Source organism: Candidatus Rokuibacteriota bacterium (assembly GCA_016188005.1).
Lineage (GTDB): Bacteria > Methylomirabilota > Methylomirabilia > Rokubacteriales > CSP1-6 > UBA12499.
Map to the genome: position 1 here is coordinate 1 of JACPIQ010000036.1, position 16,230 is coordinate 16,230.

General features: G+C 70.8%; 10 protein-coding genes. 5 read left to right on the forward strand and 5 right to left on the reverse strand.

Features of this window, described 5'->3' with window-relative positions; genetic code table 11:
* Positions 1 to 150: hypothetical protein (locus HYV93_07960; GenBank protein ID MBI2525905.1), on the reverse strand; the 150-nt coding region annotated here is incomplete at its 3' end.
* A gap of 358 nt (positions 151 to 508) precedes the next feature.
* Entirely contained in the window at positions 509 to 1,702 is a 1,194-nt protein-coding gene (locus HYV93_07965) for a Do family serine endopeptidase (GenBank protein MBI2525906.1), read from the reverse strand.
* Positions 1,703 to 1,802: 100 nt separating this feature from the next.
* Between HYV93_07965 and HYV93_07970 the strand changes: the two genes are divergently transcribed.
* The 5 genes from HYV93_07970 to HYV93_07990 all read left to right on the forward strand — a co-directional run bounded on the left by HYV93_07970 (position 1,803) and on the right by HYV93_07990 (position 11,608).
* Positions 1,803 to 4,760, forward strand: coding sequence for a YfhO family protein (locus HYV93_07970; protein MBI2525907.1), 2,958 nt, complete (start codon positions 1,803 to 1,805; stop codon positions 4,758 to 4,760).
* A 201-nt stretch (positions 4,761 to 4,961) separates the two neighbouring features.
* A complete protein-coding gene (locus tag HYV93_07975) occupies positions 4,962 to 5,447 on the forward strand; it encodes a type II secretion system protein (protein ID MBI2525908.1) in 486 nt (161 codons plus the stop codon).
* 212 nt (positions 5,448 to 5,659) lie between these two features.
* Positions 5,660 to 7,648, forward strand: a complete 1,989-nt coding sequence (locus HYV93_07980) for a hypothetical protein (protein MBI2525909.1) — start codon at positions 5,660 to 5,662, stop codon at positions 7,646 to 7,648.
* A gap of 2 nt (positions 7,649 to 7,650) precedes the next feature.
* Positions 7,651 to 9,612, forward strand: a complete 1,962-nt coding sequence (locus HYV93_07985; protein ID MBI2525910.1) for a hypothetical protein — start codon at positions 7,651 to 7,653, stop codon at positions 9,610 to 9,612.
* 10 nt (positions 9,613 to 9,622) lie between these two features.
* Positions 9,623 to 11,608, forward strand: coding sequence for a glycosyltransferase family 39 protein (locus HYV93_07990; GenBank protein MBI2525911.1), 1,986 nt, complete (start codon positions 9,623 to 9,625; stop codon positions 11,606 to 11,608).
* A 1,653-nt stretch (positions 11,609 to 13,261) separates the two neighbouring features.
* On the opposite strand, the gene HYV93_07995 is transcribed toward HYV93_07990, so the two are convergent.
* The 3 genes from HYV93_07995 to HYV93_08005 all read right to left on the reverse strand — a co-directional run.
* A complete protein-coding gene (locus tag HYV93_07995; GenBank protein ID MBI2525912.1) occupies positions 13,262 to 13,477 on the reverse strand; it encodes a hypothetical protein in 216 nt (71 codons plus the stop codon).
* Between the two features lie 125 nt (positions 13,478 to 13,602).
* The gene (locus HYV93_08000) at positions 13,603 to 15,783 is read right to left on the reverse strand and encodes a hypothetical protein (protein ID MBI2525913.1); all 2,181 of its coding nucleotides are present in this window, start codon (positions 15,781 to 15,783) and stop codon (positions 13,603 to 13,605) included.
* Positions 15,784 to 15,919: 136 nt separating this feature from the next.
* On the reverse strand, positions 15,920 to 16,230 hold a 311-nt coding region (locus HYV93_08005), incomplete at its 5' end, for a glycosyltransferase family 2 protein (GenBank protein ID MBI2525914.1).

Here is a 16,230-nt window from a genome sequence, read left to right on the forward strand (position 1 = left end):
ATCCAAGTCATCCGAGAACCGATGGTGAAGATAGCCGCGGGACGAGGCGGTTCCACCCGTGAGGTAGAAGTCGGTCTCGACGGTGTTGATGACCTTCAAGACCCGATCCTGCAGCGGATAGAGGGTGTCGAAGTAGAAGGCCCGATCCATCTACAGCTTTTCGGGGTGATGCGCCGTCAGCCACTCGACCAGGAAGTCGAACCCACGGCGACGGCCCGGCGAGCGAACCCGTTTACGCACGAGGGGCCACCGTTCAACGAGGCCCCGGTACCCAAGCAGTCGGATGATCTCGCGATACGACGCATACTCCAGCAGACGAGCGGTCGCCCACTCTTGGTCCAACCGTCCGAGCGTCGCACGCCCTGACAACAGTTCGGCGAATTGGACCTCGTCGAGCTCATAATCCCACAGGTATGTCGGTCTCCGCAGCATGCTTGCTCCGACTCGAATTGTAACGTCTTTCTGGAGATAAAACGAGACGCGGCTGAGCCGAGATTCCGGGAGGGGCTCAGCCTCCGGGCCTGGGGGGGCCTTCCCGCTTCGGGCGGTCGTCGGGCGCTTCCACGATCCTCGCCGTCAGGTCGATCTTCTGCTTCTTTCGGAGCACCTGGAGCGTGACGGTCTTTCCCACCGCGGAGTCGGCCACGAGGCGCTGCAGCTGGCGGTAGTCCTCGACGGGGGCCTTGTCGTAGGCCACGATCACATCCCCCTGCTGGAGCCCGGCTGCTGCCGCCGGGCTCCCCGGCATCGTGGAGGCCACCAGCGCCCCCCCGCCGGTTGCCCCCAACGTCTGCGCCAGCTCGGTGGAAAGCGGCTGGAGCGCGACGCCGAGCCAGCCGCGCACCACCTTGCCCTTCTCCACGAGCTGGTCCACCACGCGCTTGACCATGTTGATCGGGATGGCGAAGCCGATGCCCTGGCCGGCGGCGACGATGGCTGTGTTGATCCCGACGACCTGGCCCTTGAGGTTGATGAGGGGGCCCCCTGAGTTTCCCGGGTTGATCGAGGCGTCGGTCTGGATGAAGTTCTCGTAGGTGGCCAGACCGACGTCCGAGCGGCCCGTGGCGCTGATCACCCCCACCGTGACCGTCTGGTCCAGCCCGAAGGGGTTGCCGATGGCGATCGCCCACTCGCCGACCTGGAGCGCGTCCGAGTCGCCGAGCGCGGCCACCCGCAGCTCGCTGTCGGGCTCGAAGCGGAGCACGGCGAGGTCAGTCTTGGGATCGGCGCCCAGCACGCGGCCCCGGTACTCGCGCTTGTCCGACAGCCTCACCGTGATCTCGTCGGCCCCCTTGACGACGTGGAAGTTCGTGAGGACGAGCCCCCGCTTGTCGATGATGACGCCGGAGCCGAGGCTGGGCTGGCGGAACTCCGGACGCTGGGCCGGGGCCTCGCTGCCGAAGAACTGCTTGAAGAAATCCTGGAAGAACGGGTCGTCGGTGCCGGGGTGGGGCGCACCGGGCCGCCGCGATCGCGAGCGCTGGATGGTTCCCACGTTGACCACGGCGGGGCGCAGCTGCTGCGCCACCCCGACGAAGGTGGCTTGGAGCGTCTCGGGCAGGCTCGTCGCGGGGGCGGGGGCCTGCGCGGAGGCGCCGGACTTCGGGGCCGGAGACACGCCCGCGCGGACCAGGTAGCCTCCGGCCGCGGCGGCCACCACGGCGAGGCCAGCGGCCAGTCCGGTCAGGAGGGAACGATTCATGGCATGAGGCCCGAGGGCGAGCGGATGATACCGGGCGGAATCTGGAGGTGTCAAGGAGTCGAACCGTCGTGGGGCCGCTCGCGCTAGTATCGGATTCGTCATGGCGGGTCTGAGCGCGTGGTGCAGGAGGCGCCCTGACGCCGTCGCCGTCTGGGCCCTCGTTCTCCTCGCCCTCGGCACCCAGGCGCGCGCCTTCCTCCCGGGCCGCGTGCTCTCCCCCGCCGATGCGCTCTTCACGGCCTTCCCCTGGAGGGCGCTCCGCCCCGGGAGCGTGGCGGTGAATCCGGTCCTGACCGACGTGACGTTCCAGATCCACCCATGGCTGCTCCACGTGGCCGGCGAGATCGGCCACGGCCATTTTCCGCTCTGGAATCAGTCGGTCTTCACTGGGGCACCGCTCTTCGCCAATCCCAACAGCGCCGTCCTTTTCCCGCTGAACGCCCTCGCCTACGTGCTGCCCATCGGGCTGGCCCTGGCGCTCGGAGCCGCGGTCAAGGTTCTGGTGGCGGGGCTCGGGATGTACTGGCTCCTGCGGCTCCTCGTCGTGGGACCGCTCGGCGCCTTCGCGGGAGCGGCGGGCTTCATGCTCAACGGGGCGCTCGTCGTGTGGCTCCAGTACCCCGTGGGGAGCGCCATAGCCCTTCTGCCGCTCCTGCTGGCGCTCAGCGAGTGGTTGCGCCAAAGGCCGGGAGGCGGTCCCGTTGTCGCCCTCGGCTGCGCCGTGGCGCTCGACGTCTTCGCCGGCTACCCGCCCATCGCCCTTCTCGGCGTGCTCGCTGCGGCCCTCTGGGCCCTGGCCCGCTCGCCCGGCGCGCCGGGGGGGCCACGCTTCCTCCTGCGCTGGGTGGCCGGCATAGCCCTCGGCGCCGCGCTTGCGACCGTCCAGCTCCTGCCATTCCTCGAGTACATGCGCGAGAGCGCGATCTACGCCTACCGCCTCGAGTGGAAGCCCGTGCTCTCCCTGCCGCCCCGGACGGCCATCGTGTTCCTGATGCCCCACTACTACGGCGGTCCCGCGGACTTCTGGGGCCCGCTGAACTTCAACGAGATCACGACATCCGTGGGGTTGCTGCCCTGGGTCGCGCTGCCGGCGGCCCTCGTGGGCGGCTGGCGGCAGCCCGGCACTCGCTTCTTCGCCTTGCTCGGCGGGCTGGCGGCGGCCATCCTCTACGGTGTGCCGCTGCTCGCGCCGGCGCTGGCCGCCTTGCCGGTCGTCTCGCTCACGATCAGCCTGCGGGTCGCTCCGCTCCTGATCCTGGCCCTCTCCGCTCTCGGCGGCCTCGGGGTGGACGCCGTCGTGCGGCGCGCCGGCGAGTCGAGCCGCGCCCTGCGCTGGGCGGTGGCGGCCGGGCTCTCGGTCATCGCGCTCCTCGCCCTGGCGAGCGTCCTCGACGACTACGCCACGTCGGTGCGTGCGCGGATGGCTGTCCCGCTCGCGCTCCAGTACCTGGCCTTCGTCGCCCTCTCGACGGCGATGGCGCTCCTCCTCTTGCGTGGGGCGGGCGGCGGCCTCGCGCATTCACGCTGGAGCCTGGCGCTGATCCTCCTCCAGCTCGCGAGTACGCTGCCGCTGGCCGCCGGCTACAACCCGGTCATGGAGGCGCGCTGGCTCTATCCCTCGACCCCCGCGATCGAGCATCTCAGGCGGGAGAGCGCGCGGGACCCGGGGCGCGTCCTGCTCCAGGCCAATCTCGCCATGCTCTACGGCCTCTCGGACCCCTCGGGCTACGACGGCATGACCCCGCGCCGGCTCGAGCGCCTCGTCAGGCCCGGCGGCGGGCTCACGCTCCTGGGCAATGGCAGCCTCACGGTCGCCGACATCTGGGGCTCGCCCGTGGTGGATCTGCTCGGGGTGCGTCGTGTGCTCGTGCCGCCGGGGATCACCGTCGCCGGACCCGGCTACGCGCTCGAGTACGACGGCGCCGACGCCCGCGTCTACCGCAACGAGGGGGCCCTGCCGCGGGCCTTTCTCGTGCCCTCGGCGCGCTGCGTGGACGATGCCACCGCGCTCCGGCTGATCGCCGCGCGGAGGGTGGACTTCAGCCAGGAGGTGCTCCTCGCTGGCTGCGAGCGAGCGCAGGCGCCCGGCCTCCCGGCGACGCAGTCGCGCGCGGTGATCCGCCGCGACGAGCCCTCCAGGGTGACGATCGAGGCGGCCGCGGATGCCCCGAGCTATCTCGTGCTCACCGACACGTGGTTCCCCGGGTGGCGCGCCTCGGTGGACGGGTCACCCGAGCCCGTGCTCCGCGCCAACCACGCCCTTCGCGCCGTGGCATTGCAGCCCGGGGCCCACCGCGTCGACTTCGAGTACCGGCCCGAGTCGTTCCGCGTCGGCCTCTGGGTGAGTCTCGCGGCAGCGGCCACGGCGCTTGGCCTCGTCGCGGCCCCGAGGCGCCGCCCGCGCCGCCAGGCCGCGCTCGAGGGGCCACAGGGGCCGCGCCAGCGTGCGGGGGAATGGGCGGCGCTGGGGCTCGTTGTTGCCGTCCTCCTCGGGGGAGGCATGCTCCTGACGCCGCCCGGCCCGACGCTGCCGCCAGCCCCGTTCGATTTCGTGGTGAGCCCCTCGACGGTGCGGGAGGGGGTGCCGGCGGCTCTCCATGTGCGCTATCACGGGCGCGAGGGGCAGCGAGCGTCCGGGCCCGTTGAGCTCTACATCGCCTCACTCCAGGGATGGGAGAGCGCGCTGTTCCTCACGCCGGCGGGGGCCTGGTCCGATCGGCCGGTGCCCTGCCGGAGGGCGCAGGGCCTCGCGGGTCTGGCGCCCATCGAGAGCCCGTGGCCCTGGGAGCGCAAAGTTGGCTCGCTCCGGCTCGCACTGATCGTCGTGGACGCCGGGGCCGATCCCCGATCGCGCTCGCATTGGCTCTTCCAGCCGACCCTGCTCACGCTGGATCTTCGCGCAGGGCTGACGGCTGGCCTGAGAGGATCGGGGACCATGGTGACGCTGGCAGGACTGGGTCTCTCGTGCCTGGCTGGATCGGCTCTCGCCCTCCGGCTCGCCGCACGGCGGCCCCAGGGAGCGAAGGCCCCGGAAAGCGAGGCCCGCACGCGAAAATAGGGGGGCGGCTGCTCCGGCGCCTCCCCTCCGCGGGAGGGAAAGGGCCGATTTTGTGGGCCTTGCCGGAAAAGAAATCTCTAGGGCCTCAGGCACATGGCTTGCTAGCATCACCGTGGAGATATACATCTGGGCCGAGGCATGGACCCAGGCCATCATTCCTCAACCGGGCACGGGGAGGGTCAAGTGATGTTCACGCGGGCGATGCGGTCGCTGCATGGCGCGGGGCGAGAGCGCGGTTTCACCCTGGTCGAGCTGTTGATCGTGATCCTGATCGTGGGGATCCTGGCGGCGGTGGCCGTGCCGCTCTATCTGGGCTACACGGCGGACGCCAGGAGTGCTGAGGGTAAGGCGCTGGCTGGCTCGGCCATGACGGCCCTGCAAGGCTGCGTCCAGGCGCGGGGCGGGGGCGGTACATGCGCCCGGGCGGACGTCGCAACGCGGATCGGGATCAGCTCGGCGACCGGATTGACTGGCGATACCCGCTGGACGGTGGGGACGGCGTCCCTGACGGTGAGCAACACAAACCCGCCCACCTTCTCCGGGACGATCAACGTGTTCGGGGTAGCGGCAAGGGACACGAACAACATCGCCATCGCGATGTACCCGGGGACCTGGGGTGTGGCCCTGAGATGCACGACCACCTCGCTGGTGCCGCCAGCCAACAGCACAGCTGGCGAGCCCTGCTAGACAGTCGCCCCTCTGCCTCGCCGGCGGGGTGATGGGATCGCCAGATCCCGTCACCCCGAGTTGCTCCCGACAGGGAGCGATGCTGCTCGGAGGCGAACCGATCAGGGAGGAGACGCTGCCGTGGTCCCTCCGCCGAGGAGCCGGAGGCAATTCCGCTCCGCGCGGTACCCTGGGAAGGATTGCATCGCTGCAGGGACGGGTGTGATCCTGCGGTGCTCGGAAAGGTCGCTGCCCCGGCCCGACTCGACGGGCGCGGCTTCCTGCTAGCCCGACGGTCCCCCGGCAGCACGGGGGCTCCTCCGTTCCCCCTCTGGAGCGATGCTCTCCTCGTCGCTCTCGTCACCTTGATCGCTTTCCTGCCGGGGATCTTTGGCGAGTTCGTCGGCTGGGACGACGACCGGAACTACCTGGACCTTATCTCCTGGCGCGGTCTGGGGCTCAGCCAGCTCACCTGGATGTTCACGGCGTTTCACATGGGGCATTACCACCCGCTCACCTGGCTGACGCTCGGGGCCGACTACGTGATCTGGGGTCTCAACCCCTTGGGCTTCCACCTCACGAGCCTGCTCCTCCACATGGCCGCAGTCGTGATCTTCCTTCTCGTGGCGCGGCGGCTGCTCAGCGCGGCAGTCCCCGCGGGACTGGGCGACCCGGCGCTGCGGGTCGGCGCGGCGGCGGCGGCCCTGCTCTTCGCCGTGCATCCGCTCCGTGTGGAGTCTGTCGTGTGGCTTTCCGAGCGGCGGGACGTGCTCTCCGGGTTCCTCTACCTCCTGACCGTGCTGGCCTATCTCGAGGCCGTCGCCGCTCGCCGGGACGAGGTGTTGCGGAGCGCCAGGCGCTGGTACGCCGCCTCCGTCATCCTCTTTGCGGCAGCGCTCCTTTCCAAGGCGCTGGTCGTGAGCCTGCCCGCGGCTCTCGTGATCCTTGACGTCTATCCGCTGAGGCGCCTCGGCGGGCAGGCGGGGTGGATGACGAGCGCAGCACGGCGAGTCTGGGCGGAGAAGGTTCCGTTCGTGCTGCTGGGGCTCGCCGGAACCGTCGTCGCATTCCTTGCCCGTGCGCCGTTGCAGGCGGCCGTCGGCCTCAAGGACTTCGGCATCGTCGAACGCGCCGCGCTGTCGCTCTATGGCTACGCCTTCTACCTGAGGAAGATGCTCCTCCCCTACGGCCTCTCGCCGCTCTACGAGATGCACCAGGGCTTCGATCTCTTCGGCGCTCCCGTGCGCTGGAGCGCGGCGGCCGTGCTCCTCCTGGCCACCGTGGTGGCGATCATGCGCCGGCGCTGGCCGGCGCTCGCCGCCGCGGCCGCCGCCTACGCCATCACGCTCCTGCCCGTGATCGGGGTGGTCCAGAGCGGGCCCCAGATCACCGCCGACCGCTACACCTATCTCGCCTGTCTCGGCTGGGCGCTGCTCGCCGGAGCGGGTGTGGGCTGGTGCGCCGAGCGGTGGATGGCGAGAGCGCCAGGTCGCGTGGCCTGGGGCGCAGCGCTCGCGGCCACCACCCTCGTCATCATCGTGCTCGTGGGCACCACGGCGCGGCAGAGCCTGATCTGGCTCGACTCCGTCTCGCTCTGGACGCGCGCCGTCGCCCTCGATCCCTCGAGCGCCCGCGCCCTCACGGGGCTCGCCGCTACCCGCCTCGCGGAGGGGAAGCGCGAGGAGGCGCACAGGCTCGTCGAGCAGGCCGTCAAGCTCAGCCCGCGGCTGCCCGAGGCGCTCGCGGGGCTGGCGGCGATGCTGAGCCTGGACGGGCGGGCCGAGGAGGCCATTCCATACGCGAGGGGCGCCGTGAGTCGGCGACCGCATGACCCCAACCTCCGGCACCTCCTCGGCGAGGTACTCCGCGCCGCGGGCAAGCGGGAGGAGGCAGTGACCGAGTTTCGCGAGGCGATGCGCCTGGACCCGCAATCGACCACGCCCCGCTTCGTGATGGCGCGGACGCTCGCCGAGGCGGGGCGCATCGGGGAGGCGCTCGCGGCTCTCGCCGAGGCCGATCAGCTCGCTCGGTCCCAGAACCCGGCAGACCCCGAGCGCGACCGCTACCAGGCGCTGGTGTACATGCACACCGACTCACAGCGGGCGGTCGCAGCCTGGGACCGCTACCTGGCCGCGCTCGGCCGAGCCCGGGCGCTGAGCCCCCAGCAGGCTGCCCGCGCGATCGAGGCGCTGGGCGCGCTGGATGAGCTGCAGAAGAAGTAAGGATGGGCGGGGGGCTTCCGGAGGCTGAGGGGACCGAGGTTCGCCCCCGGTCCCGCCGCGGTGACTCGGCGCTCGTCTTCCTCGTGACCGCTCTCGTTTTCCTCCCGGGTGTCTTCGGGGAGTTCGTCAACTGGGACGACGACCGGAATTTCCTCCAGAACCTCGACTATCGCGGCCTCGACTGGCCCAACGTGCGCTGGATGCTCACCACGTCTCACATGGGCCCCTGGGCGCCGCTGAGCTGGGTCACCCTCGCCGCCGACTATCTCCTCTGGGGGATGAGCCCGCGCGGCTATCACCTCACGAGCCTTTTCTTTCACTCGGCCAGCGCGACGCTCTTCCTGCTGATCGCGCGAAGGCTGCTCCGGGCGGCGCAGCCCGGGGCGCCCGAGGGAGCGCTCAGGATCGGCGCGGTGGGCGCGGCCCTCCTCTTCGCCGTGCACCCGCTCAGGGTGGAATCCGTCGTGTGGATCACCGAGCGCCGCGACGTGGTCTCCGGCTTCTTCTACATGCTCACCGTGCTCGCATACCTCCGGGCGGTGGAGGGGCGCCTGGCGGGAATGCGGCTTGAGGGGAAGTACTGGCTGAGCCTGGGCTGCTTCGCCGCGGCCGTGCTGTCGAAGTCCATGGTGGTGAGCCTGCCCGCGGTGCTCCTGATCCTCGACGTCTACCCGCTCCGGCGCCTGCCGGGCGAGGGGGGATGGACCGGGGCCGCGGCCCGCCGCGTGATGGTGGAGAAGATCCCGTTCCTGCTCCTGAGCGCGGTGGGCGGCTCCGCAGCCTTCGCCGCGCTCCGGCCGTGGGGGAACATGCTCTCCCTCGACGACTTCGGTGTGGCCGAGCGCATCGCCGTGTCGGCCTACGGGCTCGCGTTCTACCTGTGGAAGACGCTCGTGCCGCTCGGCCTGTCGCCGCTCTATGGTCTGTCTCATCCGTTGAATCCGCTGGCGCTTCCTTTCGTCACCGCCGGCGCTGCCGTGCTCGGGTTGAGCGCCGCCGCCGTCATCGCGCGGCGGCGCTGCCCGTGGCTCGCCGCCGCCTGGTGCGCGTACGTGGTCACCGTCCTGCCGGTCGCCGGCGTCTTCCAGAACGGACCCCAGATCGCCGCCGACCGCTATACCTATCTCCCGATGCTCGGCTGGGCGCTCCTCGGCGGGGCCGGCCTCGCATGGTGCGCCAGCCGCTGGATCGCCGGCGCGGCAGGCAAGCGTCCTGCGGGCGCCGTCCTTGCCACTGCGCTCGGGCTCGTGATCGCGCTGGCGGCCCTCGCCTCGCGTCAGAGCCTCGTCTGGCAGGACTCGATCACGCTCTGGCGGCACGCGGTGGCGCTGGATCCCGGGAGCATGCGTCCTCGCGTGTATCTCGGCGGGGCGCTCCTGGGGGCCGGCTGGCTGGAGCCCGCCGAGCGCGAGTTCGAGACGGCGGTGCGCCTCGATCCGCGGGATCCCGAGGCGCTGATCGGCCTGGCGGCGACTCTTGCCCTCTCGGGGCGGGCCCAGGAGGCCATGGCGCCCGCCCGAGAGGCGGCGCGGCGGCGGCCGAGAGATGCGGAGATCCAGTACCACCTGGGCGAGGTGCTGAGGGCCGCTGGGCACCGCGAGGAGGCCCTCGCGGCCTATGGTGAGTCCTCGCGGGTCAGGCCTCGCTCGCCGGCTGGCGGCTACCGCGCGGCGACCATGCTGGCCGAGATGGGGCGCACGGAGGATGCCCTGGCGGCGCTCGCCGAGGCGCAGCGCGTGGGGCGTGCCGCCGACCCGGCCGATCCCGAGGCCGAGCGCGTCGCCGCGCTGGTCCACGCCCATGTCGACCCTGTCCGCGCCATCGAGGCGTGGGAGCGCTATCTGGCGCTCATGCGGCGGCTCCGGGATCCGAGCCTGTCCGAGATGGGGAAGATGGTCGAAGCTATGGCTTCCTTCGAGGCGCTCCGTGAGCGGCGCGACGCCCGCGCCTCTTCCGTTCGCTGAGGTGAGCGAGATGGCCCGCCACTGGCTCCTGCTGGTCCTGGCGACGGTCCTCTGTCTCGGCCCCTTCGCCGGCAAGGCCTTCCACGTCGACGACCCACCCTTCCTCTGGGCCGCCCGGCAAATCCAGTCGCATCCCGCTGACTTCTATGGCTTCCGGGTCAACTGGTTCGGCCGGGACCGGCCCATGTCGGAGGTGGCGACGAACCCGCCCCTGACCTCGTATTACCAGGCCGCCGCCGCCAGCCTGGCTGGCTGGAGCGAGACGGCGCTTCACCTGGCCTTCCTGCTTCCCTCGATCGCCGTCGTGCTCGGGACCTACGTCGTGGCTCGAGCGGTCTGTGCCCGGCCTTTCCTCTCGGCGCTCCTGGCGCTCGTGACGCCCGCCTTCGTGGTGTCGGGCACGAGCGTCATGTCGGACATGATGCTCACAGCCTTCTGGGTCTGGGCGGCGGCGCTCTGGGTGCGGGGGCTCGACCGGGACTCCTCCGCGAGCCTGGCAGGTGCAGGTTGCCTTGCTGCTCTCGCCACGCTCACGAGGTACTACGGGGTGAGTCTCGTGCCGCTGCTCCTTGCCCATGGGCTTGCCGCACGGCGGCGGCCCGGCAGATGGGCGCTCTGGCTCTTGCTTCCCCTCGGAGCGCTGGCGGCCTATCAATGGGTCGGGCTCTCCCTCTACGGGCGGGGACTCGTCCTCGACGCCGGATTGTATGCCGGCGCGTTCCGTGCCGAGATGGGCCTCCCGCTCTGGGCGAGGGCCGGGACGGCGCTGGCCTTCGCCGGGGGAAGCCTCGCCACGGTGGCGCTCTGCGCGCCCTGGTGCTGGTCTCGCCGCGCCGTCGGATGGACCGCGGCCGCCGTGGCCGCCGCCACGCTCGTCGTCGCCCGCACCGGCAGCATCGGCGGTTTCCCCCTCGTCGAGTCGGGCGCTGTCCGCTGGGCAATCGTCCTGCAACTTGGGCTCTGGATCCTCGCCGGCTGCGCCATCGTGGGGCTGGCGGCGGCCGATGTCCGGCGGCGGCACCCGGGCTCGCTCCTCCTCGGGTTGTGGGTCATGGGTACTCTCGCGTTCGCGGGCTTCTTCAACTGGACGGTGAACGCGCGCGCGATGCTGCCCATGGCCCCTGCCGTCGCGATCCTCCTCGCGCGCCGGCTCGAGCAGCAGGGCGCGCTCACCCGGGGCCGCTTGCGCTGGCCGCTGCTGCTTCCGCTGGCGGCGGGAGCCGCGCTGGCGCTCTGGGTCGCGCAGGCCGACTACAGCTGGGCGCACAGCGCGCGGCAGGCCGCCGCGGTGGTCCACCGGCTCTACGGCCGGGGCCCGGGTCCGCTCTGGTTCGAGGGGCACTGGGGCTTCCAGTACTACATGGAGGCGGCGGGCGGGAGAGCCGTGGATTGGGAGGGCGCGCGCCCCGCGCCGGGGGAATGGCTCGTGGTCCCCGCCAACAACACCAACACCTTCCTCAGGCCGCAGGGAGTGGTGTCCCTTCACCGAGTGCTCGAGCTCCCGTCGCCGGGTTTCATGGCGACCATGAACCGGTCGGTCGGGGCGGGCTTCTACTCGGATGTCTGGGGACCGCTGCCCTTCGCCGTGGGCCGCGTGCCGCAGGAGCGCTACTACGTCTTCGTGGTCCGTGGCTTGATAGAGATCCCGGCGCCCGTGTCCGGCGGCTCGGCCGACACGGCTACCGGCGGACCGGACAAGACAGCAACCCGACGGAGAGGTCGCCCCCCGAGGCCGGCCGGGGCCCGGGGCTCAGAATCTGCGCCAGATGGCTCCATTCTGCCAGAAAATGTACCTCCGGTCGTGCGAGACCGTGCCGGAGACATTCCATCGCTTCGCGATCACGACACCGTTCCGCATCACTCCCTCGGACCGGGCCCCTTTCTCGCTGACCAGGACGAGGGCCGCCTCCTCCGCGCGCAGCACAAGCCCCGATCCGCCCCCTGTGTTCCACTCGCCCAGGATGTCTTGGGCCCGGGCAGCTTCGTCGACGCATGAGAGATCCAGCACAGTCCCTCCCCGCTCCCGGATCCTCTCGCGGTTGAGTGTCCACGAGGTGGCCGGGAACAGGATGTCCAGGAAGTAAGGGGTGTCGACCCGCTGCCGCAAGTAGGGCGCGAACCACGGCAGCGGCGGGTTGCCCGGGCATGTCCCGGCAACCCTGAAATAGACGTCCCCCTGATTCCGCTCGTGCCACCGCTCGGCGTGGTAGAGCAGCTCGAGCCGGGGCGCTGCGTAGAGGTGCCGGGAGTCGGACAGCAATGACATGGTTTCGGCCGCGTTGACGAGCAGCAGCCCGAACAGCCCGCCGACGAAGAGCCGCCGGCAGGCCGCGGTCGCCGCACTGCGCTGCAGACCACCCGGGTCGCCCTTCGGCGGCGCCGCCGCGCCCGACCAGAGCGCCAGCGCGTGGGCCACGAAGATGCCCAGGATGGCGACGTAGGCGTAGTTCAGATTCTGCAGCAGGTAGGACGCGGGGCGCTGGAGCGAGCGGCCGAACGAGACGATGGACGAGTACGCCAGGACGAACGCGTAGCCCGGAGCGAGCCGGCCGAGGCCCGCGAGGCCGCAGCGCCGCCATCTCAGGAGGCCCAGGCCTCCCCCGCCGATCGCGGCAGCAGCAACGCTCGCCACGTTGAGCGCGAGCCACGGGCCGCCGGGCCACCTGAAGCCCAGGAACATGGTCCTGTCGCCCGCTGCGAGCTCATACACGGAGGGCAGGAGGACCCCGCCGAGCCAGAAATTCAGGTGGGAGACCGCCAGGGTCAGTCCGCGGAGGATGTCCGCCGACATATTCACCCGGACGTCCGAGGCCTGGACACTTCCCAGGCGGGAGAAGAAGTCGAAGAGGCTGACTGTCGCGTACAGGACGGGGACGAGGGCGAGCATTGCAGCGAGTCGGACGCGCCGCCTCACACCGCCGAAATCGGGCCGGGGCGTCTGGCCCTGTGTTTCGGGCTTCCGTCGCAACGCGGAAACGACGGTCGCGAGTGCGGCGAGGAGGCAGTACACGATTCCGAGCTCATAGGTGAACGCCGCGCAGATCGCGAGGAGGACCGACGCGTTGGCCGTACGCTCGCGCCCGGTCTCAAGAAAGTCGAGCAGGCGGGAGAGCGAAAGGCTCGCCAGGACCGTGAAGAGGATGTAGCCGGTGATGTGGTGCCAGATGACCATCTCGGAGGAGATGAACAGGCTCGAGAACAGACCCGCGACGACGAGGTTCGGCGCCGGGGTGCGCGGGGAGACTCTTTGGAGCAGTCCATACAGCAGGAGCGACTGCGCGGCGTGGAGCGAGATGCCGGTAGCCTGCCAGAGAAAGAAGTTCCGGCCGAACAGGGCGTGCTGCGCGGCCAGGAAGAGGTAGAGGATCGGCCGGAACAGGATGTGATCGCCGATGGAAACCGAGCGGTTCCACGAGGGCGAGTACGCGAGGAGCTCGAGCGGGCTGTCGAACTGGCTGGCCTCGTAGAGGTAGACGAGCTGGTCCCACCGTGGGACGCCCCAAAGGCCATCGCGGTACACGGCCCAGGCGAAGAGGACAAGAAGGAGCCGCAGGCACGCAGGACGCCCGGCGAGCCCAAGGAGTCGCCGGCGGGCGGCCATTGCGGACGGACCGGGCTCCGTGTCAGGACGCATCGGTCGAGGAACTGCTCAGGAGCAAGCGCTGACCTCGGTTCCCCGCACCGCGTAGTGGTAGGTTCCCTCGGCCGCCTGCCCGCCGCAATCGAGGCGGAGGCGGGAGAGGTCCCGCCTCCCGAGGGTCTGGGCGAACACCGTCAGCGCCGTGTGGTCGCGAAGCCGAGACTGGGTTCCGCGGGTGTCGCGCCCCACTCCGTCGTAGTGGGGCGGCGGACCCAGCCCGTCCACGCACACGAGGGCATTAACTGGCGCCTTCGCCTGCTCCAGGTCCGACCGGATGAGCTCGGCGGCGCAAGTGTAGTCGAGGGTCAGATAAAGGCGCCTTGGCCGCCGCGGTTGCGGTAGCGCGGCGGCTACCACAGGCCGCCCAGGACGAGCCTGCCGAGGAAGCGGAAGAAGGACAGCCCGGTGAGGGCGGACGGGGTGCCCAGGGTCCTCGCGCTGCCGGGGAAGGGCGAGGCGGTGGCGATCTCGCGCAGCAGGGCCATCATGCGGGCGTCCCCGGCCAGAAAGGGATCACCGCGTACGATGGCCTCCACCTCTTCCATCGGCAGCGCGCCGAACGGGAAGCGCTTCCAGACGGCCTCGCCCCACTGGTCCGGGTCGGTGAGCGCCTCCACGTAGGCGGCGAGGAAGAGGAAGCGCACGTAGGCGGTGACCTCCTGGGCGGTGATGTCCCGAAGGGCTCGGACCTTGCGGTCCGGCGGCCCGTACCAGTGGTCGTAGCTGGCGTGCATGCGGTCGAGCCAGGCAAGGAGACTCGAGCCGTTGGTAAGCCAGATCAGGTCCGCGTCGGGCAGGCGCTCTTCGAGCAGGTAGCGGATGAGAAAGGGGCGCTGGGGCGGGGCCTCGGCCAGCAGCGCGCGGGCCGAGACAAAGTCCCCGGATCGCACCAGGTCCCGCAGGCGCTCGTGGGCGGCCTCGAAAGGATCCACGGACCTTCCGTCGCGCAGCAGCGCCTTGCCCCCGGCGGAGTAGGCATAGGTGCCCGGGGGTGCCTGGCTCCCGCAGTCCAGCTGGATCGTCGTGATGTCTCGGCGCCCCAGGACCTGGGCGATGGTGATGCGGGCCGTGTGCTCACGCAGTTGGGGGCGCTGGCCGATCCAGTAGCGCCATGCCCAGGCGTTGGGAGGCGGCTCGAGGCCGTCCACGCAGACCCGCGCCTGTGGTGGCGCGCCCGAGGCTCGGAGATCGAGTCCGATGAGGTCGCCCGCGCGCGCGTAGTCAAGCGCCATGTAGGCGTCCGCCGCCCGGTGACGCCACAGCTCGAGCCGGATGGCGGCGATGTTGGACAGGGCGATGAGCCCCACGGCTGCCGCCAGGGCGGCCTGCCGCCATCGGGCGCCCGGGTCTCCGCCGATCTGGCCGGAGAAGGGCTCCAGCGCGCCTGCCAGCACGATGGCCACCACGGGCGTGAGGTAGATCCAGTAGCGTAGGGGCCGCGGCTCGGCCGAGTAGAGCACGACGGAGAACCCCGCGAGAAGGACCAGCAGCGGCAGGAGGTTCCACTCACGGCCGTGGCACCGGAGGAACAGGACGAGCATGGCCCCGGCCACGGCCAGGCTGGCGGCGTCGAGCGGCGCCACGGTCATGTGCCAGCGGTAGGTGTTGTGGCTGTTGAGCGCCATCGCGAGGGGCTGCAGGAAAGCCCCGACGCCACAGGTGAAGACCACGGCGAGCACCAGCAGGGCAGGGGTGGCCAGCGCCGCGGCGAGCCACTGCGCCCCCCGGTGGAGCCATCGCGGGCGGGGTGCGGGAGCGGGCTGCCGGCGCGCCCAGAGGGAGAGGAGCATCCGGAGCATTCCGAGCATCACGGCGAGGTAGGCGAGCATGACGGAGAAAGTCCACGCAGGACCCGCGTCCCGGAGGAAGGGCCAACCAAGCGTCATCAGGGGGCGGAAGGCCTCTACCGACTCCACGTCGCCCCAGTGCACGAAGACAAGCAACGGGTAGACGGCGCTCAGGAGGACCACCGGCGCCCACCGGTCATAGCGCTGCAGCCGCTCGCGGGCATCTCCGGGACTCAGGAGGGCGTGGGCCAGGATGCCAGCGGGCCCGATGAGCGACGAGGCGCGGGAGAGCGAGGAGACAAGCGCGGCGAGGAACGCCGCCCCGTATAGGCTCCGGGAGGGCAGGCCCGCCCGGTGGCGCTGCTCGCAGGCCAGGTACAGGTTGAGCAGGGCCAGCACGCCCACCATGGTGATCGTATGCGGCAGTGCTGCCGGGAAGAGAGTGGCATGGAAGCCGAGGTAGGCCGTGAAGTGGAGACCGGCCGCGGACCAGGCCACGCGCCCGCCGAGGCCCAGCCGGCGCGCGAGCGCCCAGACCAGGGCGGAGGCGGCCAGGTGCCAGATGAGCCCAAGGCCAGCGAGCCGGCCATAGGTGGGACCCAGCAGCCATGTCCCTGCCAGGGCGTACATTTTCCAGAGCGCGCGGGGCAGGTGGCCACGGTCCGGCGCCAGCACGTGAGCGATCGTCTGCAGGATGGAGCGGTCGCCCCGCTCGGCCTCCATCACCGGGAGGATGATGATCATGTCATCGCCCACATGGCTGCGGACAAGGGGTGGCAGCAGGACGGCGAGGTAGAAAGCGGCCAGGACCAGGACGACCGCAACGTGCAGCCGAGGGGTCCTCGCTTCTGGCGGGGCGTGAGTCACAGGTCTCGCTCGCTCAGGGTCTCCAGTGATACACCTCGCGCAGCGTCTGCAGCAGGTAGGCGGCGCCCCAGCGGAACATCTGCAGCTTGCGCTCCCCGCCGATGCGCGGGGGCTCGTCGGCCGGGATCTCGGAGACCTTGAGGCGCTTCTTGGCGGCGCGGATGGACAGGAGCGGCTCCACGCCGATCACGGTCCCGAGGAGCTTCTCCGGGGCATAGCCCTCGTCCCGGTGAAGCTCCAGCTCCCAGAAGAGCCTGGTGCGGTAGGCGCGGAACATCACGAAGGCGTCGGTGTAGCGGCCGCCGTGCAGGAGGTTGATCAGCC